Source organism: Bacillus sp. TH25, assembly GCF_016650935.1.
GTDB classification, from domain to species: domain Bacteria; phylum Bacillota; class Bacilli; order Bacillales; family Bacillaceae_G; genus Bacillus_A; species Bacillus_A mycoides.
On record NZ_JAEKEU010000018.1, the window covers coordinates 1 to 19,879 of the forward strand.

At 33.3% G+C, this 19,879-nt stretch carries 14 protein-coding genes and 6 pseudogenes; 6 read left to right on the top strand and 14 right to left on the bottom strand.

Annotation, left to right across the window (positions count from 1 at the left end; genetic code table 11):
* Nucleotides 1-33: 33 nt before the first annotated feature.
* Together JFT89_RS12750 and JFT89_RS12755 are read left to right on the top strand one after the other, a co-directional pair.
* A complete protein-coding gene (locus JFT89_RS12750) occupies nt 34-1,089 on the top strand; it encodes an alpha/beta hydrolase (protein WP_016093769.1) in 1,056 nt (351 codons plus the stop codon).
* A 224-nt stretch (nt 1,090-1,313) separates the two neighbouring features.
* Nucleotides 1,314-1,598 (top strand): annotated as a pseudogene (locus JFT89_RS12755) (IS4 family transposase); the annotation flags it as partial.
* Between the two features lie 228 nt (nt 1,599-1,826).
* Here the strand turns inward: JFT89_RS12755 and JFT89_RS12760 are convergent.
* Nucleotides 1,827-2,486 (bottom strand): CatB-related O-acetyltransferase, encoded by a 660-nt coding sequence (locus tag JFT89_RS12760; RefSeq protein ID WP_201040121.1) that lies wholly within the window; start codon nt 2,484-2,486, stop codon nt 1,827-1,829.
* Between the two features lie 905 nt (nt 2,487-3,391).
* Nucleotides 3,392-4,225 carry a VanW family protein gene (locus JFT89_RS12765; protein WP_016119196.1) on the bottom strand — a complete coding sequence of 278 codons (834 nt, stop codon included), beginning with the start codon at nt 4,223-4,225 and terminating at the stop codon, nt 3,392-3,394.
* A 218-nt stretch (nt 4,226-4,443) separates the two neighbouring features.
* On the opposite strand from JFT89_RS12765, the pseudogene JFT89_RS12770 reads away from it, so the two are divergent.
* Nucleotides 4,444-5,873 (top strand): annotated as a pseudogene (locus tag JFT89_RS12770) (IS4 family transposase).
* A 204-nt stretch (nt 5,874-6,077) separates the two neighbouring features.
* On the opposite strand, the gene JFT89_RS12775 reads toward JFT89_RS12770, so the two are convergent.
* Entirely contained in the window at nt 6,078-7,562 is a 1,485-nt protein-coding gene (locus tag JFT89_RS12775; protein ID WP_307838608.1) for a WD40/YVTN/BNR-like repeat-containing protein, read from the bottom strand.
* A 231-nt stretch (nt 7,563-7,793) separates the two neighbouring features.
* Nucleotides 7,794-7,886 (bottom strand): annotated as a pseudogene (locus JFT89_RS12780) (phosphoribulokinase); the annotation flags it as partial.
* Between the two features lie 295 nt (nt 7,887-8,181).
* Here JFT89_RS12780 and JFT89_RS12785 point away from each other — a divergent pair.
* A complete protein-coding gene (locus JFT89_RS12785) occupies nt 8,182-8,568 on the top strand; it encodes a hypothetical protein (RefSeq protein ID WP_002203991.1) in 387 nt (128 codons plus the stop codon).
* 66 nt (nt 8,569-8,634) lie between these two features.
* Here the strand turns inward: JFT89_RS12785 and JFT89_RS12790 are convergent, their stop codons facing one another.
* Entirely contained in the window at nt 8,635-9,159 is a 525-nt protein-coding gene (locus JFT89_RS12790; protein ID WP_201040123.1) for a C40 family peptidase, read from the bottom strand.
* A 1,095-nt stretch (nt 9,160-10,254) separates the two neighbouring features.
* A complete protein-coding gene (locus JFT89_RS12795; protein WP_002016873.1) occupies nt 10,255-10,554 on the bottom strand; it encodes an ArsR/SmtB family transcription factor in 300 nt (99 codons plus the stop codon).
* Nucleotides 10,555-11,124: 570 nt separating this feature from the next.
* Between JFT89_RS12795 and JFT89_RS12800 the strand changes: the two genes are divergently transcribed.
* Nucleotides 11,125-11,505 (top strand): nuclear transport factor 2 family protein, encoded by a 381-nt coding sequence (locus JFT89_RS12800; RefSeq protein WP_201040124.1) that lies wholly within the window; start codon nt 11,125-11,127, stop codon nt 11,503-11,505.
* A 38-nt stretch (nt 11,506-11,543) separates the two neighbouring features.
* Here JFT89_RS12800 and JFT89_RS12805 read toward each other — a convergent pair whose 3' ends face one another.
* From JFT89_RS12805 to JFT89_RS12820, 4 genes and pseudogenes are all read right to left on the bottom strand, one after another.
* Nucleotides 11,544-11,996, bottom strand: a complete 453-nt coding sequence (locus tag JFT89_RS12805) for an SMI1/KNR4 family protein (RefSeq protein ID WP_002069706.1) — start codon at nt 11,994-11,996, stop codon at nt 11,544-11,546.
* Between the two features lie 14 nt (nt 11,997-12,010).
* Nucleotides 12,011-12,193, bottom strand: a pseudogene (locus tag JFT89_RS12810) (HNH endonuclease); the annotation flags it as partial.
* A 543-nt stretch (nt 12,194-12,736) separates the two neighbouring features.
* Nucleotides 12,737-13,249 (bottom strand): helix-turn-helix domain-containing protein, encoded by a 513-nt coding sequence (locus JFT89_RS12815; RefSeq protein WP_201040125.1) that lies wholly within the window; start codon nt 13,247-13,249, stop codon nt 12,737-12,739.
* Between the two features lie 21 nt (nt 13,250-13,270).
* Entirely contained in the window at nt 13,271-13,621 is a 351-nt protein-coding gene (locus JFT89_RS12820) for a zinc-finger domain-containing protein (RefSeq protein ID WP_201040126.1), read from the bottom strand.
* A gap of 232 nt (nt 13,622-13,853) precedes the next feature.
* Between JFT89_RS12820 and JFT89_RS12825 the strand changes: the two genes are divergently transcribed.
* On the top strand, nt 13,854-14,897 hold the full coding sequence (locus JFT89_RS12825; protein ID WP_033707513.1) for a tyrosine-type recombinase/integrase: 1,044 nt from the start codon (nt 13,854-13,856) through the stop codon (nt 14,895-14,897).
* A gap of 390 nt (nt 14,898-15,287) precedes the next feature.
* Here the strand turns inward: JFT89_RS12825 and JFT89_RS12830 are convergent.
* The 4 genes and pseudogenes from JFT89_RS12830 to JFT89_RS12845 form a co-directional block, all read right to left on the bottom strand.
* A pseudogene (locus JFT89_RS12830) lies at nt 15,288-15,569 on the bottom strand (S-layer homology domain-containing protein); the annotation flags it as partial.
* Nucleotides 15,570-15,872: 303 nt separating this feature from the next.
* The gene (locus tag JFT89_RS12835; protein WP_033707371.1) at nt 15,873-16,976 is read right to left on the bottom strand and encodes a Ger(x)C family spore germination protein; all 1,104 of its coding nucleotides are present in this window, start codon (nt 16,974-16,976) and stop codon (nt 15,873-15,875) included.
* A pseudogene (locus tag JFT89_RS12840) lies at nt 16,973-18,129 on the bottom strand (GerAB/ArcD/ProY family transporter). Before JFT89_RS12840 ends, JFT89_RS12835 begins: the two are co-directional and overlap by 4 nt.
* Complete coding sequence (locus JFT89_RS12845; RefSeq protein ID WP_201040127.1) at nt 18,080-19,627, bottom strand: spore germination protein; 1,548 nt, start codon at nt 19,625-19,627, stop codon at nt 18,080-18,082. The pseudogene JFT89_RS12840 and the gene JFT89_RS12845 overlap by 50 nt, the downstream one beginning before the upstream one ends.
* Nucleotides 19,628-19,879 lie beyond the last annotated feature (252 nt).

The window sequence follows — 19,879 nt, forward strand, 5'->3', positions numbered from 1 at the left end:
CAGACCGAGGACATGGATGCAGGAGGTTAACCGATGACACAAGTACAAATACCCAACCAACGAGTAGAAAAAAAGCGCAACTTCAAATTAGTTAAGTTTACAGGGATTGCTGTTTTGATGATTGTTCTAATCACGGCTGCATTCACCATTTGGACACCTCAGCCAAGCATTTGGGTGCTCCAAATGCTTGGCAGCAAGAATAATCCTGAAAATTATGGTTCCCACCCATCCGATTTGCCGGCTCTTATGAAACAAACTCGGGTTCTCTCTGACATCTCATATCCATCCAAGTACCAAGAAAATAAATTGGACCTTTACCTTCCTCAAACTGATTCGAAGCCACTGCCTGTGATTATCTTTATCCACGGTGGAGGCTTTATTAATGGAGACAAGTATATGCCTGCGGATTATTCAAGGGCGCTTGCCTCGGAAGGATTTGCTGTAGTATCCATGAATTACGAGTTAGCGCCAGGGGCCACTTTGTTTGATCAGACGAAGCAGGTCGGCGAGGTATTGTCTTATTTGCAGCAGTTAGCTCAAAAATACCCCTTGGACCCATCGCAGGTGATCTTGGCCGGTTCCTCAGCGGGAGCTTTCTTGGCCGGGGAGTTTGCCCTGATCCAAACCAATTCCGAATATGCAAATCTCGTGGGAGTCCCGCAATCCGTATCGACGAATACAATCAAGGGCTTATTACTATATAGCGCCCCCTACGATATTACAGCATTTCAGCATAGTGATCTAAAGCCCGTGCAACAATTCATAATCAAACGTATGGGCTGGGGCATTTTGGGTGATAAGAACTGGATGGACAATCCGAAGTTTGATGTCTTAAATCTGTCAAAGTATATCACTAAAGACTTCCCTCCTGCATTTGTAACCGACGGCAACACGAATTCATTTGAAACACAAGCCAGGACTTTCGTCGCTACACTTCAAGAAAAGGACGTCCCAGTTACTTCTTTATTTTTCAATCCCAATGAGATAAAAGCTGGTCACGGCTATCAGTTTGATATGGCCTCTCCAGCCAGTATACTTAGTCTGAAGCAGACAAAGACGTTTCTGAAGGGGATCACTTCCTCTAACTAATCTTTGAGGTATTTGCCCGATCAATCTGTTTTATAAAAATCATATTCTTATATTAAAAGAGCAACTCCATTTTGATCAAACTTTATTCTAAAACTACAACCTTCAAATAAAATAATTATATTTGAAGTAACACCACATCGCCATCGAGCTAAAAAAATGTATCTATAAAGCGAATAAATACGCTATTCTTTCTGTAGAATCATAGGAAAGGATGGCGTTTTTATATGTCTATTTCTGTATCTGATAAATTACAATTATTTGCTCAAGAAATTCAAAGCTTTTTATCCCCAAATATCTTACGCACTCTTGCTAGAGATGTTGTTTTTGTGCAACGAACCAGTAAGTACCAAGTAAAAGATTTAGTCGCTTTATGTGTATGGATAAACCAAAATGTCGCTACGACGTCTTTAACTCAGTTATCTAGCTGTTTAGAAGCATCAACAGAAGTATTCATCAGTCCTGAAGGACTGAATCAACGATTTAATCAAGCAGCCGTCCAATTTTTACAAAGACAAGAAAGTGAAGACTTCTATACCTATCACTGTTTTGGGCCAAGAAAATGGGTAATTTTTTAAAATGGGAGGCTCTTTAAAAGGTGTAACAAAATTAATTTTTCAATTTTGCTACTGGACTAACTATACAGAAGTGTTCAAATGATTAAACCATTAGATGTTATATGATGATTTAAATACCTATAAAAAAACTACATTCTATATAGAATGTAGTTTTTTACTAATTTATTTATTTTTCACTTCACTTTTATAGAAATTGTATAACTGCTCTATAGAGGGACTGGATAAAAGAGGAATTGCCCTCTCAACTAATTCTCTATTCCAATCAAACCAACGCATTTCCATTAACATATTAATTTCTGTATCACTAAACCGTCTTTTTATTTCTTTAGCGGGATTACCCCCAACTATTGTATATGGTGGAACATCTTTAGAAACTACAGATCCAGCTGCAATAATTGCACCTTCGCCAATTGTAACACCAGGCATGATTATAGCATTCATACCAATCCAAGCATCACTTTTTATGACTGTATCACCCTTCGGTTCAAATGATTGTTCTATTTGCTCAACGAATGGATAAACTGTAACCCATTCTGAGTGGTGGTTATGATTACCCCCCATTAATATGACAACTCCAGTTGCAATACAAACATAATTTCCGATTATGAGTTTATCAAGATGCCAACCCATTTGTTCAATTGGATTGAAAAGCGCTCGAGACTTAACATCTCCCCACAAATATCTTACACAACCATCTTCAAAATTTTGATGTCCATAATATCCTGAATAATAGGAGTACTCTCCTACTTCAATAAGTGGATTTGTTACTATATCTTTTAAATACTTTGTTTCAGACCAATGATTAAATAATGGATGCTTCATAACTATATTCCTCGCTTCTAAGTATTGTAGATTTTTGCAATTTACTTAGAAGCTTAATAAGACAGCCACATTTTTAAATTTTTTTAAACGACGAATCATCATCCTCAAGCCTTTCGTGTATAATAATAAGAGGTTAACAAAACAAATTACATTAGTCAATTTTTTGTATCTTCTTTCTTTTTATAGGATCCAATGGTTTATACAATGTATATAATGTTTGTTTGTGATCTGAGAATTATTCATATCTAGAACATAAATTTCTTTTGAAATCTATATATTTCATGAACATTACATTATTATTGGTTAAATAGTTCAGGGTTTTTTGTCGCAAGCTCGAAAATCGATAATTTTTAGACAAGAAAATAGAGCATTTATGAATATCTTTTATTATTTATGTAGAATTGAATTTTAACTTCACATTTAATTAGTATTGGATATTTTTAAAAAGTATCCACTTTGGTGTCTCTGTTTAAAAAAGTACCCATTTTCTTGTCTCAATATGTGAACAAGAAAATGGGTACTAAATGAAAGGTATCTATAGTTAATTCAGCATTCTACACTGTATAATTAGTTCCTACTTTCATGTCTTTGTACAACAAGGACATGAAACTCCAAACTATTTAAACAAGAAAGTTTAAACTAAAATTATTTAGATTTACAGAACTAAACTCATCAAAAGTCAGCCTTTTTTTCATTTTTTTGGTGATTACTCTTTAAGTTGATAGCGATGTGGCGAGACCCCATGTCCATCAACTTAAGCATTTTAGGCTATTTTTAAAGTTAAAAGCACGTTACTATTCTTTTATATTAAAGAGAAAGAGTGACGTACTTTTTATGCATAATTTCAGTGTACACAATGACATTATTTTTTGCACCAGAACCGGATAAACTACTGGTGTGCTATATTAATCTCCACTTTCCTCGTTATTACAAGCTAATAATGGTTCGTACATCATTATAGCGTGATTCTCCGTTACATATTGATCTTCTACAAACTGTTTCTGTTGGCTATATACTCTACGTTGAATAACATTATGTCGTATATAACCACCCCAGTATGCAGATTGGATTGAGTGTTCTTTTTCATAAACTTCATATTGATAAAGCTGCGGATAGGCTGTTCTCCATTCACCAACTAAATGTTTATCTGTGATATAAAGGTGAAGTTGATACGATTGGTCCGTTTCATTTTTAATTTGTAAGTCCAAGTAGTTATAGGAACAAGTCGCTCCGCTTCCAAACGGCTGGGTCCGCTTGGAATCAGGAAAGACATCAAAGCTATGACGATATCGCTCTGTTACTGTCAGTGGTGTATGTAAGGTCATCCAATATATTAAATTTGAAAGCTGACAAAGCCCTCCTCCAATGCCTGCTTGAAAAGATCCATAGTGTAGTATCATACCTTCTACATACCCTTTTCTCCTAGTAGGCTTACCTATTAAACGCCAGTAAGAGAATGTTTCTCCCGGTCTAATGACGATACCATCTAGCTGTTTAATGGCAATCTTTAAATTAACAACTTTATTCTGTTGATACCACATATCTACATCCTTGAGCTTACGAAGTAGTATCGTTCGGTGCTGAATCGCTGTACAGGGTAACTTTTCTTGTTGTAAAGTTTTTGCGTATGTTTTTCCGTCTGCTAACCACTGGATGTACCTCTTTGTAGAGTAATACCATGTTCCTAGCATAATACGATACTTAGAACGCTGTTTAGGGCGTAAGTTCACTATATTCATTTTATTTCCTCTCTCTATCGTTTTCATATTTTGACCTGGTCAATAAAAACTAGAACACAAATTAGATTACACAATCGATTTTGAGTATTGGTAAGGAGTCAATCCATTTAATGCTGAATGGTGTCCCGCCACACATCCATCAACTTGAATATTTAGACTATTAATTAAAAGCGCGTTACTATTCTCTTATATTAATAAGAAAGGGTGACGTGCTTTTTATGAATATGAATCCAACACAAGAGTTGTCTTTATTTGCCGAAGAGTTATATCAATATATGTCTCCTGCTACACTTAATCAATTAGCTATAGAAGCTGGCGGAATGAAACGAAAACGTAAGTGCCATGGGCACCATTTTTTATCTTTATGTGTATGGCTAAATCAACAAATCGCTACTACCTCTCTTACTCAACTTTGTAGTCAATTAGAAGCTTCAACAGGAATTTTATTAAGTCCTGAAGGACTTAATCGACGATTTAACTCTGCCTCTGTAGCCTTCTTTCGAACTGTATTTGCTACACTTCTACAAACTAAAATTGGAGGGTTATCTAAGATTTCTCATTCTCTTTCTGCTTACTTTGAGCGCATTCTCATCCTTGATTCTACAACCTTTCAAGTTCCAGATCGATTCGCATCTACTTATCCTGGTGCCGGAGGATGTAGTCATAAAGCTGGTGTGAAAATCCAACTAGAGTATGACTTGTTGAGTGGAGAATTTTCTGATGTGAAAATTGAACCAGGAAAACGAAGTGATCAGGCGTATGGTGCGACTCGAACAAGCCTGACACAAAAGAATGAACTATATATTCGTGACTTAGGATATTTTCGTTTACAAGACTTTAAGTCTATCCAAGAGAAACAAGGATATTATTTATCACGTCTTAAATTACCAACTAAAATATATAGAAAAGAATTCGAAACAGTGGTATTTAAAACAAAACCCTCTCAATCGAGGCCGGTATATATACAAATTCATTTGGAAGACATCATGAAACAATTACAACCTGGCCAGGTGTATGAGTTACATGATGTCTATGTAGGGAGTAAAGACAAACTGCCTACTCGTATTGTGGTTTACAGATGTACGGAGGAGCAAAAACAGAAACGCTTACGTGATCGAGCTATTCGCGAAAAGAAAAAAGGAATTACATATACAGAGCGTACGAAACTTTTACAAGGAATTACGGTATATATGACAAACATTCCTACGGAATGGATACCAAAAGAGAAAATCTATGATTTATATTCACTGCGTTGGCAAATTGAGCTGTTATTTAAAATATGGAAATCTTGGTTTCAAATTCATCGTTGTAAATCTATTAAACAAGAGCGGTTAGAATGTCACCTTTATGGACAACTTATTAGTATCCTATTATGTTCTTCTACTATGTTTAAAATGAGGGAACTCCTTTTACATAAGAAACAGAAAGAGCTAAGTGAATATAAAGCGATGTACATAATTAAAGATTTTTTCTTACTTTTTCATCAAGCATTACATAAGAACACCCAAGAATTATCAAAGATTCTCCTTCGTCTGTTTAACCTTCTACAGCGAAACGGACGAAAATCTCATCGATATGAGAAAAAACAGTCTTTGATATTTTGGGTGTTGTTTACAATTATACCACTCCGACTCATCAAGTAGCATAGTAAAAAAATTCAAACCCGTCAGGGTTTATTTGATATGCCTACTTTTATAACATCTATAAACGATAATAAAATACTACGTGAAAAGACCGCATTTTGTATAAAAATATTCCTTAAGTTGATGGATGTGTGGCGAGACCCCTTACCAAACTTCTAAATGAAATGTATAGCTGAGTAGTTACCTTATTTTTCAAAAAAACATTCTGATTATTTCTTTTTCACTTCTTCTACAAATTCCCATGTCTCTCCGTTATCTTTTGATTGATAAAGTGCACTACTATCGCCATTGTAGTCTCCATCTGCCCCTTGTCCAACTAACATATTAAAAACCCCATCTTTCTCATATGGCATACTAGGAGAATCAAAAGGACTTATTTTGGACTGTGTATGATCTAATTTCACTTCATGCGGCGGATATTCTACCTTTTTGAAAGATACCCCCCCATCATCTGTGCGATATAACTCTCCCTCATTACCAGAAGGTCTAACTGCTCCTAAAAACCCAAGTTTATCATTTATAAAAGTGATTCCTGATACACTACCAATCCCCCTATTAAATGGGTCTGGATTGATAACCTCCCATGTTTCCCCTTCATCACTAGTCTTGCTTAATGAATAAAAGGCGCTCCCTAATGCTTTATCTGTCATATTTAGTTTATAACCAACTTCTTTTGATAGGAAAAACTGTTCTTTTTCATTCTTTAAATCTTGTTGTTTCTTCTCTTTAAGCCTATCTTCATTTGGAGGCGTCTTTGATTTACTCCAACTTGCGTCACATATTAAATTATATCTAGCAGGGACTAGCTCTTTCTCTTTTCCAGGGACAAATATAGATACAGTATATCCAATGATATCAGAAGCTGCTTCTTTAAGACTCTGCCCCTTACCATCCTCAGTAATATTAATAATTCCCTCTGTATTGGATCCCCAATTTCTTTTTCCATAATAAATCAACCCATACTTACTTTCATTCCACTTTCTAACCGTTTGCTTAACTGGAATCGCCTTAACCGTTTTAATTAAAGGTTCTACTAATTTATCATCATCATAATCAGGCTTTGCATATCCGTCTCGTATTATAGTAATATCTTCTGATTTCTTCTCATTATAAGAGATTAAATAAGTTTCTTCTTTCCCATCAACATTTTTCCCATAAACAAATGTATCAAACACTGTGATTGTTCCATCTGAATGAAATGTAAGATCAAAATCAGTTGCCATATACAATTTCTTTGGCAAAGGATATTTTTTATTTATATCTTCAAAAATACCTTCTACTCCAGATTCATATATATTATTATGTTTAAGTTTAACTGACCTTTCATGTTTTAACCTTTCTATAAACCATGACAATTTGCCATTGTAATTTATTGCACTTTTATAAATCTGCATCCCATAAAATGATGTAATTGCAACAATAATGATAATAGAAATGGATCTCCATGCTATTGAATTAGTTAATTTTTTAGATTCATATTCTCTATTTTTTATCACCCGCATTGTAGTAAATGTAGTCATGGATATAAAAAGTACTATACATAATAAAAAAATATAAATATTATAATTCATTCTTCCGTACTTACAGTATAAGGCTAACTCATAACAAAAAATCCCGTATACAATTATTAGTATTGGATTTGTTACTAATGACAGAAGTATCCTTTTTGTATTTTCCCTAAATATAGAAACCACTCCTAATTACATGAATTACTGATATTAAGTATACTTTATTGTAAAGTAACAAAAAAGTATACTTAATCTTGCCGCCAAAAATACAATAGACATCTGTCTATTAAAGCCGTTTAAAAATCTAGTTGTTTCATAGACAATGGATTTTTGAGTGAATACTAAAGTTGCTTCATTTGAGAGCCAAATAATGAAAATGAACCCTCATAATAAACATAACAAATAGAGTATTTGCATTTAAACTCTATAAAACTCAAATGTATTTTTTTCTAGACATATTGCTTCATCGGAATTTTTGATAATAATATCAAAACATTGACTGTATGGATGCTCTTTAAAAAAGCATCCATTTTCAGGTTTTACAATTGATTAATTTTTTCATTTCCTTTTTACGCTCAGCTCGCAGTTGCTCTAAAAAGCCTAAAAGTCCTAACAAAGTAGCGAAGATAGCTGCTTCAGCAAAAACGCAGTTGAACCAAGTAACCGTGTTAAGAATTCACCGGAAAATATTTGTAATTATATGAATAATTAGACATTTATTTATCAAATCCCGAATATGTAATATTTTAACAGAATATGTTAATGTTTAAACGTAAGTAAAATAAAAATATTAGGAGGATTTGCAATGTTCAAAAAAATTATTTTATCTAGTACTATTCTTTTGGGAACTTTAGGTATAACAACTTTGTCTTTTCCAGAATTAAGTTTAACAAAAGCAGAAGCTGCGATTAATGATGCGAAGATTCAAAAGGTTAAGGTTGCTGGTAGAGATTATGAAAATGGAACTGATGTACCAGCTTATATGACAGGTTCTTTTTCTATGGTAGGAGATAAAGGAGTAACATATACTATTAAACAATATGAGTTTAATAAAGTTATTGGTACGACAAATGTTACTACAAAGGGGTTATCTTCTCCAGTTGTTTTCCCTATGCCAATCACAGAGGGAAATAAATACGAGGTAACTTACAATGGCCGAGTGATTAGTACTTTTGTTGTCCGAGGACATTAATTAATCAAAAAGAACTGAAGTCAATTTTGACTTCAGTTCTTTTTCTGGAACCTTATAATCCATTTTTTATTTAACTCGACCATATCCTGCAATATATTTACTCCAATACGTACTATCTAAGCTAGCTTCACCTACTCCGGAATTACTAGCATTATAAAACTTGTTATTACCAATATACATACCAACATGAGTAATACCTGATTTGCCCGCAACCGTTCCTTTAAAGAAAACTAAATCTCCTGGTTGAAGAGCCTTTTTTTCAACGCGTGTTGTTTGATTATATTGATCTTGTGATGTGCGTGGTAATTTAATCCCTTGTGTTCCATATCCCCATTGCATTAATCCCGAACAATCAAATCCAGTTTTAGGACTATTTCCACCATATTTATATGGTTTACCTTCATATTTTTTCATCTCTGCATAGACTTTGCTAAACTGGCTCGCAGTTATTGATTTTGTGGTGGAAGCTGATATAGATTGTATAGTGTTTCCATTTTGAGAAACACTATCAAGTTCATCTGCAGATGCAAAACTACCACCCGATCCTAGCATGACACCTAACGTTAATGCCCCAATAATAATTTTCTTCATAAATTTCTCCTCCTATAATCTTTTGCAAGAATTTATTCTTCTCACCTAATAGATTAATTGGGATATACGGAGAAATAAACGTAGAGAATGAGACAATATTCAACATATTTTTCATATTTTGTATATTTATTAATGTTTCATTTTCCTATATTTGTTTAAATTCGATAAATATAGGAACTAGATTAATGAATTATGCAATAAAAGCATAAAAATTTATTATTAAAACATTCAGATATTAATTGAGAAATAAAAATAACTCTTTTATTTATTCCTTATTATCTTTAAGAAAAAGCATTAATTCTATTGGCGTTAGTGTTACAGATTCATTAGCTCCAATAATATGTAATTTGGTTTTTTGTGTGGTTGTTTTTCCAACAACTACGGGTTTAAACCATTCTCCGGTTTTTATAAAATTTATGATAATGGCTATTTATCAACGATTGTTCATGAGATTTTAGTTTAGACTATTATGTCTTTCTACATCAGATGTAAAAAGATATGAAACTGGAAACTTTTCAATGGGTACTAAATAAACTGTCTCAGTTGATAATTCAGCATTTCACACTATAAAGTAAGCTCATTCTTTCATTTTTAACGAATTCCCCGAAAGAATTCTCCTTCCTCAAGCGTGTGAAGGGCGTAGCCCGACGGTAGGTGGGAGATGAATTTCGGTTTGGCATAGCCAGAAACTTTTGATAAACTAGCTATATGAAGTTCTTTGATAACTTGATATATGAGGTTGCAGGAAGAAAATTGAGTGCGAAAACCAAGCCATTCGGTTCCTGCGTAAAATATCAACCGTACCAAAAGAGCGTCCAAGCGTTGGACATCTAGGGGTGGAACACCCCGAAGTAACGCTCAGGGAGACGAAAGGGTACTTTCGTCGTGGAACTGAGAAGCTCCCACTTCAAGCTTTGCTAAGTGACGAGTAGTTCACAAGACTTAAATTCTATAACATACGCTTTAAAACCTTTAATACGTAGAACAAGGACTATAATTATAGAAATTATACTATAACGTTTTTATGTTTTTATAAAATAAAAAATAGGTGAATTGTAATCCGTGTTTGGGTATACATCCACCTATTTTTAAAATTTAATTAGCATGACCTAGTATTTGTATGATTTTATCAGCTTTGGAGTTTTGAATATGATAGTAAATCTCTAACCCTTTTCTTTCAGCTTTCAGTGCTTTCCCTTTCATTTTGGATAAATGTTGCGATACTGTTGATTGTGGAATATCCAAAATATTAGTTAATTGTGTTACATTTAATTTCTTACTCTTAGCCAATTCACTAACAATTTGTAGACGTATTGGATGAGCCATAACTTTTAATAGTTCAACGTTTTCTTCAGAAACTAAACCTTGTACATTATCATTATTAAATTTGTTCATAATACAACCTCGCATTCAATTTATATTTTATTCGAATTTTTAATGTATATTCCTAATATTATTATATTAAAATCCTTTGTGCGTTTAACTATGAATTAATTATATAATTTCAACTTGTGCTATGTGCGGAGTTAATATGTGTTTGTCGTGAAGTTTTTTAGATGTGTTTAGTAATTAAAAAAGCTACAAAGAAATTTTATCTCTTTGTAGCTTTGAATTAATGAATTATGCAGTATAAACATACTAGTGCCATCAATATACCCATTTTTAAAGTAAAGATAAGTGAATCCGATTTTATGATTTTAAAAATGAATGTGTCTGTTATACCACTATAACGCTGACTGATCAGAGCATGCTCTGACAGTATTATTATACTAGTGTATATAATTGAAATCTAAATTTTAGTAATAGGTAGATTTCCCCTGCTTCCCTTCACTTTTAATACCTTTAATATCATAAAAATAATATCTAAAAATATATAGTTTTATTTTTTTAATTATTATATACTTATACAAGTAATTTAGCCCTTTTTAAGGGTTAAAATTACGTTATATATAAGGAATGGTTTGAATGAAGAACAAATTAACGCGAATAATCATGTTAATGGTGGTAATGGCTTTATCAGTTACAGCACTTGCAGCATGTGGAAATAGTCGTGATCCCGAAGAAGTTGCTACAGCGTATTTCGAAGATGCAAAAGAAGGAAATATAAAAGATTTTGGAGAGTTATTCACTCCTGAAGCGAAGAGAATCGTTGCTTTTGTGGGCGGAAATGCAGAACTAATCAAATCCGTTAGCAAGGATCTTAAAAGCTATAAAATTCGAAAAATCGAAGAGAAAAATGAAATTGCTACAGTAACTGTTGATGCTGTATATAAAGGTAATCCTAAAAAAGTAATCGTAATTGAACTAGAGAAAACGGATGATGGTTGGAAAAGTAGTAAATCATAAAAAAACGGTCTAGAATTCTAGGTCGTTTTTTAGTTTCCTCAATCTTCTTCTTCGAAATCACGTAGACTAGCAAGTAATTCTGTAAGTGTTGAGCAAACAGGATATATTGCTTCCTCTATGTCTTCTTCCTCATGATCCCAGAATACGATTGTTGGTGAATCAGTGTTGTTTCGATAATTAAAGCATAGAAGATTGCCGAATGGATCTCTAGCAAAAGGATATATTTTGTCAGGTAATCTATCTTTCGTATTATTATATGTTTCTAGAAATGAATATTTTCTATCAGAATCTAAGGTTAAAAGATTATTAAGTGAATTTTCATCTTGATTTGGAATATTAAATGTATCTGGCGTTGGATATCCACCATCATATTCTTGTACACACTCAAGAAAATCATTAGGAAATTTAATATTTAAGTATTGTTCTAATTGTTTAATTTGGTCATCTGTTACTCTTTTTTCATTTACATTAATCCATGTAATGTGACTCATGACTAAGTACCTCCCTATTTATCGCTATCTTTTCCCAAAATTTTATATCCACCTGTATGACCAGTATCATAATGAGTCTGATAATCTACAAGTTGTATCCTTCCAGTGTCTTGATGATGATGCCATGTATAATACTCTGGAGTTTTTCCTATTTTAAATAATTGAATTTCTTCATCCGTAAATTTTAAAGCCAATTCAGTCTTTTCATAATCTATTAGTTTAGGATTTTGAAAATACTTTAGTTTACTATAACCTAAATATGTATACTGTATTTCTTGTTTTTTCATAATTTATTATAGTTTGATATGCTGTTTTTTATTATGTAAATTTCAAATAAAGCTTGTATGCTTTTTGATGTATTCCGCGATATATGTCTGCCCGAACTCTCTAGCATTCTCATAGGCCTACCAAGTTCCAAATGAAGTCTTTGTATTTATAATCCTGGGATCCTTACCTCTCATTTCTTTCTTTACACTTTTTTCAACTTAAATAAAACGCTCTTAAAATTATCTGTTATCTTTCCCTCTATTTTCTATATTATATATATAAACCCTTTTTTGTAATTACAATGAATTTTTTACGGAACGGACCCAAAAAAACGACCTCTCAAATTCATCTGTAAACAACATTGCCATCTTAGGTAATGTATTTATACCTGATAGTTAAAAAGTCCCTTAAAAATAAAAATAGACCACTTAGAACGTTTTTGTTTTTTTAGAGGTCTATTCTCACTAGAATTTCTATTCTTCTATGTCTTCTTTTACTTCTGCGGATAAAATGTCTTCAGCAAACTTCTTGTAGCCATTATATCCTTTCTTTGCAGCCTTTTTCTTTATTGCTTCTACTACCTTTTCATCAAGATATAGACTTAAATGCTGCTTTTTTTCTTTCGACTCCTCTTTTGTTCTATTTTCAATTCTTTCTTTGAAAATTTCCAGATCATTTTTTAAGTACAATCGTTCAATAGATTTCCCTTTAGCAATCTCTTTAAAGGGCAATATCCCATCTTTAGCTGCATTATGAACGTAAGTCTTAGATTTATTTAGAAATTCAGCCGCTTCTTTTAATGTTAAAGAGTCTTTGTATAATTCCTCTAACCTTTTTACATCTTCTTGCTCAAAACGATATCCACCATCTGCTTTCCAGGTATCCAGATTGATAGGTTCGATGTGTTTATACTTAATTAAATAGCCTAATTGATTTTTTGTTAAACCTACCCTATCGCATACCTCTTCTAAAGATAAATAGTCCATTTCTCACCTCATCCGAAACTTTCATTCTAGTTGTTGTTTAAATTTTCTTAGTTGATACTTTGTTAAACCTGTCTCTTTTACTACATCTGTGATTGAGTACTCCTTATACTGCAGATACTTAAATGGATTTTCCATATAACGTTCTCGTACCTTATTAAATGTACTCTTTTTCGATAAAGAATTCAATTCCTCTCCTTTCTCTCGGATGGAATCGAAAATGGGACAACCTTTGCAATGCTTATTGTTTCTTTGTTGTGCCTGTTCTTGCTCATCTGTACAATTCACTGATAGGTTGTTCAGAGGGCAAATTGAACAATGGGTATCTTCTAAATTATAGATTTCATGTAAAATTTTCCGACGAAGATTAGTCAAAAAAATCTCCTCCTACCGCACTTGGATTGAAATGTACAAAAAAATAAATTAAACATTTCCATTATACATCACCTAAACAGAAACATTAAATATTAAGGTGAAAATATATATTTAAACATTTCATTTTATACCACAATAAATAATGCATTTATTGTGGTATAATTAGAATCATAAAAATTTATATAAAAAATATTTTCTTAATATTTCATTCTACTAAAGGTTGTGTTTAAATTTGAATATTATAAATTACGAACATAGTAACCAACTTGTAAAATCAAAATCAGATTTTTTTGATAGCAGTCATTTTGAAAAAATTATGCGTATGGGCATCAGAAATATTGACTATTCTAAATTAAGTGAAGAATCATTGGTTTATTTATTTCTACACGATGAACCTTCTTTAACGAAAAAAAGAAGTGAACGAACAAAAAAGATTTATCTGCATGATCTGTCTCATTTTCTTCGCTACATAAAAGAAACAATCGGAACCATTCACGATTTATCCCATAATGAGATGGAAATCTACTTCTATCAACTAAGTAAGAAGTATGCTGCCACTACATTACGTCGAAAGAAAACGGTAGTCCAGCAGTTTCTAAAATACGTTTATGATAACACTGGTCTCTCAGATGACTATAGTAGTCGTCTCAAAAAAGTATCTGTAAAAAAAGAAGAGCTGGTCAATCGTGACCTCTTTCCTGAAGAAGTAAATGAAATACTAGATGCACTGAAGAAAACAAATTTCTTTATGTATACATTGTTTTTCCTTCTTACGACTACTGGACTCCGGATTGAGGAAGTTGCAAACGCAAAATGGGCAGATCTTGTATTCCATTCCTCATTAAATGCTTATCTCTTGCGTGTAGTTGGGAAAGGAAATAAAGCCAGGGAAGTTCGTATTTTTGAAGATGTACTCGACGATATCTGTCGCCTTCGTCAATTGCGTAAACAAACAAGTGAATTGGACGCCTCTAGTACATCTGCTTTTCTACCTAAAGCCGATGGCTCTTACTATAGGGCCGACTACTTATCAAAATATGTAGCAGAAAAGATTGAAGAAACAAACTTACCATTTTTACGTTACCGAAAGGATAGAATTACCCCCCATACCTGCAGACATTTCTTTGCGAATCATTTGATGGGAAAAGGTGTCGAACTTAAGAAAATACGTGACTATTTAGGACACGAATCTATTATGACGACGGAACGCTATTTAAGGGAACGTACAAGACGTCAAAACTTGGCCACAATAGATATAGGAAATTCATTGTTTTAGTAAACATATATAATAGGAAGATTCTCGATTTGATGTATCGATTTCTTCCTATTTTTTCGCGTATAGAATTATAAATGGCTTTCTATTATCACAACATCAAGACTAACTATTACAAATAAAAATAATTTATGACTTATTATAAGTCATAAGGATGCAATTTAATTTTTCTGTTTTACACTAACGTTATAAATCAGAAAGGAAATGTGATGATATGTCTCAACTAAGTAAGCGACTTGCTGAGTTGCGAAAAAAACAGGAAGTTTTAGATGTTCTTATTGATTATACTAATTTCATTAAAAAACATTTCACTAAATGAATTTAAGGTTTTCATATAGAACCTTTTATATGACTTGTGAACTTTTATTTCATTTGAATTTATATATAACAAAAAAATGTTCCTGTCACATACTTCCCATCTTTTAAATAGCTCCATGAAGTTGCAGAAAAACTCCATCCAGTCTTTAGTTTACCAGGTTCACTATAGTATAAAGTATCTTTCCCTACTTGTTTTCTCCCTTGGTATAGCCTTCCATCTTTAAAAAAGGAGTACTCTACTCCATCTAAAGTAAAGTTATCCTTACGTTTACTTCCATCTTTTTCATAATAGTACCAATTCTCTTTCTCCTTCACCCAGCCAATCGATTCATAATTTTTCATATCTGTTACTGTCATGATCGTCCTATATAAGAACATAGAAAATTGCTCTCTTGTGACAAATCCACTTGGATTAAAATGTGTCTAAACGTACAATTTTCTTTTTTTGATATGGTGACCCCATGTCCATCAACTTAAAAATTTTATAGCACCCCAAAATAAAAAATTGTACCTTTTCACCTGGAGATACCAATTTTCTCGTTTTGGGGTATTTGCTTTTCTTAGCTTGATTGTGATGGGGCGTAAACCCTATTAAAGACATTTCCACTTCTAAAATAGAAGGTACTTGCAATTTTAGTACGAATTCCAGTTGAATTCGTGTTACTTAATCGTTCCCATCCCGCCAATTTTAATCTTAACCTTGACGTTTACATCGCCCTTTGCTAATTCATTATTCCATTTATTTTGGACTTTTTTCCATTCTGGATATGTGTAGGTTCTTGCATATCCTCCAAGCCCAATAGGGTCGATTTTGGCAGTTTGCATTTTTTGTATTAATTGCTTGAAATCAGCTTCCAGCTTAGTTTCAATCGCTTTTTGTAATTTTGCTGCGTCCTTTTTTGTATTAAACGAAAAAAGCCGTTCTGTAATACCGATTCTCATCTTTACATCTACATTAAATATAAAATGATTATCATATCTTGCCTTTGTCTTTACTTTAATACCATTGGCAGTAAAACTTATCCAATCTTTATCTTGGCTATCCGACTTTAGCTTAATTGGAATTGTGAATGGAAACTCACCTGTAGTTCTTTGTTGCAAAATGCGTAATAATTTGGTTTCATCAGATTTTAGCGTTAATTTATACTTTCCTTTTTCATCCAATAACGCTGTACCTGTCACCCATATTTTATTCTTTTTTTTCACCTCAGTAATATTTGCTGTTACCCCTTTGTCTGCTCTTTGTTCATATAGTTCTTGAAGAGTTGTTTTTACTGTGATATTTCTTAAAGAAGCGGTATCAACTAGTTTTGTTAAATATATAGGAAGCCGCGGCTTATCTTTTGGGCTATAGAAGATGACGTCCGAAACAGGTCCATCTACAGCGACAACCCTTGCGGTAACTGTATTTTTAGGATCTCGGTAAAATGGATCGAGGTGATTTTCCCAGTTTTTTCGTTTCAGTAGCCTTTTTCCAACTAAAATAATCTGTGTTTTACTTCCCGAGGTAAGTGCCATAACAGTAGCATCAAATTGGTCTCTAGATTTTCGAACCGTAGCAGATTTCACACCAGTAGTTTCTTCTTTTATCTTTGCTTCTTTATTGAAAACAGGGCTAGATATATACACTAATAAATTATCATTACGATCTAAATCAATACCAAGAACGAGAGTAAGAGAAACATCTTCAACATTTGTTTGATCAAAGCATCCAGTCATCATGAACACCGATAATAAAATACAACATAGTACTTTTCTTTTCAATGTATCCTCCCCTGGCGAAACTTCTCATATAGACAGCAGTACAGCCATAAAATGATAGGTAATATATAGCTTAATCCTAATCCAGCATTCGAAAATACCTGTTGCCAAATTTCGGCTTCATTCCAACTAGGATGAGTCCAAAATATGATGCCGATAATGAGCAATAAGAGAACAACTACATGAGAGCTATGATCTTGTTTTCCAAGTAATTGGCTTGAACAAAATACAGAACAGTATAGGGCAGGAATCCATGATGTGGAAACAATGGTTAAGTAAACAGCCAATAAAATCATGTCAAAACGTTCTAAAAAACGAAATTCAATTACTTTCACTAAATTTAGTACCGGTTGATTATATTGCGTAATGCTATCAGGGCTAAAATAAGCAAAACAAACAATAGTAGTAAATAAATAAAATAACATCGTTAATGTGTTTGCAATAACCATTCCATGGACTGCATACTGTTTTTTTTGTAAAAAAGGATATAAAAAGAAAGCAATATCAAACCCTAAATAAGCAAAAATAGTGGTCGGTACAGCCGTTAATACAGGTTTCCATCCTTCTTTTAATAGCGGAAAGAAGGGCATCCAACTTCCGTTCTCTTTAAGCGGTATCAAAAAAAACAACGGAATCCAAAGCGCCATATAAAAAAAAGTTCGGAGTATCGCCCTATAATACGAGGACCGTTACGCGCAACAAAAAAGGTAGGAATCGAAAACAAAAAGATAACGATAAAGTCAGGCGTTTTCGGAAGAAGCCATCCCTTAAGAAAAAGCATAGCGTTTACAAGAACGATACAAGTATAAAAAGCGAAGTACATCATGTAAATAACAACGAATGCTTTCCCTACTATTTTTCCAAACAATCGTATAAGAATGTCATAAATCGTGTCCTCGGGATATCTTGCAGCAGTTTTCACGATAAAAACACCTGATATTGTGGAGAATATCCAACCAATCAATATAGCTATCCATCCATCTATTCCAGCGTTTTCTGCAAGCACGCGCGGAAGTGATAAAACGCCAGTGGCCACCTGCATTCCATTGATTAAAACAATATACTGCATAAGAGTGATGTCATTATAGGCATACTTTTTCATAATTTCACCTTTTATTAGGATTCTTTCCTTGTCGAATAGATTGAATGGTTCCATTACCCTTAGGACGCCTTCTTATTGCCCATAAAGGAAAGCGTAAAAAAGCATCTTTCATATCTGCAAAGCGAAACGGTGCTAATGGCGTTCCGTAAGGAGTACCTAGCGATTCAAGACTGATTAGATGTCCAATTAAAGTCATCCACCCGATAACAAGTCCAACAATTCCAAATAAGGCAGCTGCTAGCATCATCGGAAAGCGTAAAAGTCTTACTGCCGCTCCCATATCATAATTAGGGATAACAAAAGAAGAGATGGCTGTAATAGCAACAACAATAATCATAATGTTGCTTACAATTCCCGCCTGAACAGCCGCCTGTCCAATGACAATACCACCTACAACTCCAACTGTCTGACCGATCGGAGTAGGTATCCGTAAAGCCCCTTCTCTCATCGTTTCCAATGTTATTTCCATAAGTAACGCTTCCATAACAGGAGAAAAGGGTACGCGCGTTCTTGATTCTGCAATAGATAAATATAGCTCTACAGGAATAACTTCAAAATTAAAGGAAATAAACGCAACATAACTCGCAGGCAAAAATAAAGCAATTATAAAGGAGGTAAAACGAAGCATCCGAATAGACGAAGCAACTAACCACCTTGTACCGTAATCATCCACTCCTTGAAAAAAGGAAATAAAATTTGTTGGAGCAATTAACACATTAGGCGAATGATCCATTACAGTTACAAATCTGCCCTGTAGAATGTGAGATACTGCCAAATCAGGTCTTTCAGTTAATATAAATTGTGGAAACGGTGAGTACGGGTTATCTTCAATGAATTCTATAAGTTCCCCATTACTAGCAACAGCGTCGACTGTAATATTATGAATCCGTGTTTCTAATTCCTTCAGCACATCTTCAGAAGCTACATCTTTCAAATATAAAATAGAAATCCTCGTTTTGCTTCGTACACCAATTACTATTTCTTTTACCGTTAATTCACGATGAGGAATATACCTTCGAATCATTGCGATATTTTGACTTCTAATTTCTGTAAATCCTTGATGCGCACCTTTTAGAGCTATTTCGTTATGAGCGTCTTCAACATTTCTTTGTGGCCATCCTTTCGTATCCAATTGATGTGCTGTTGTTCGACTGTGGATTAATAAAACACTATCTCCTCCAAAAATAGCATTTTCAATCTGACTCCACGTATTAATAATTTTGATTTGTCCTAATGGAATTGGAAGTTCCGTATTGGTATCAAAATCACTATTCATCAAAGGACTTAGAACATGATTTTGAATCAATTCTTTATCTGTTAATCCAGACAAATATACTAAAGCGGCTTCTAATCCATCTGCTTTTATTTGAAACCGGCGAATCACTAAATCAGGTGCTTGACGAAATATATTCTGAATATCAGCTATGTTTTTCGATAAATCAGCGCCTAAGAGGGAGTCTTCAATATTTTTTTTCTGAAAACGAGTATTGTCTCGTATTGAAAATGACTTAGGATTGTCTCTATATTTTAAACGCTTCAAAAATTTAGCCATGATTCCCTCACTTTCTATGTACCTTTTATAGTACGTTTAGTATGCATATAGTAAGAAAAAATATCCTAATAATCAGAGAGGTAACATGAGAATTATTACTATAAAGTTTTTGGGGCATATTTTGGGTCACTATACATCACCATCAAGTTAAGATAAATTTGTATCCATATAGCGAAAAAATCGCTATTCTTTTTGTAGAAATATGCAGAAAGGATGGCATTTTTTATGAATCTTTCGATTCAAGATGAACTC

Coding starts and splice junctions, on each gene's coding strand:
- JFT89_RS12750 (WP_016093769.1), top strand. CDS start 34: ATGACACAAGTACAAATACCCAACCAACGAGTAGAAAAAAAGCGCAAC.
- JFT89_RS12760 (WP_201040121.1), bottom strand. CDS start 2,486: ATGAAGCATCCATTATTTAATCATTGGTCTGAAACAAAGTATTTAAAA.
- JFT89_RS12765 (WP_016119196.1), bottom strand. CDS start 4,225: ATGAATATAGTGAACTTACGCCCTAAACAGCGTTCTAAGTATCGTATT.
- JFT89_RS12785 (WP_002203991.1), top strand. CDS start 8,182: ATGTTCAAAAAAATTATTTTATCTAGTACTATTCTTTTGGGAACTTTA.
- JFT89_RS12790 (WP_201040123.1), bottom strand. CDS start 9,159: ATGAAGAAAATTATTATTGGGGCATTAACGTTAGGTGTCATGCTAGGA.
- JFT89_RS12795 (WP_002016873.1), bottom strand. CDS start 10,554: ATGAACAAATTTAATAATGATAATGTACAAGGTTTAGTTTCTGAAGAA.
- JFT89_RS12800 (WP_201040124.1), top strand. CDS start 11,125: ATGAAGAACAAATTAACGCGAATAATCATGTTAATGGTGGTAATGGCT.
- JFT89_RS12805 (WP_002069706.1), bottom strand. CDS start 11,996: ATGAGTCACATTACATGGATTAATGTAAATGAAAAAAGAGTAACAGAT.
- JFT89_RS12815 (WP_201040125.1), bottom strand. CDS start 13,249: ATGGACTATTTATCTTTAGAAGAGGTATGCGATAGGGTAGGTTTAACA.
- JFT89_RS12845 (WP_201040127.1), bottom strand. CDS start 19,627: ATGGCTAAATTTTTGAAGCGTTTAAAATATAGAGACAATCCTAAGTCA.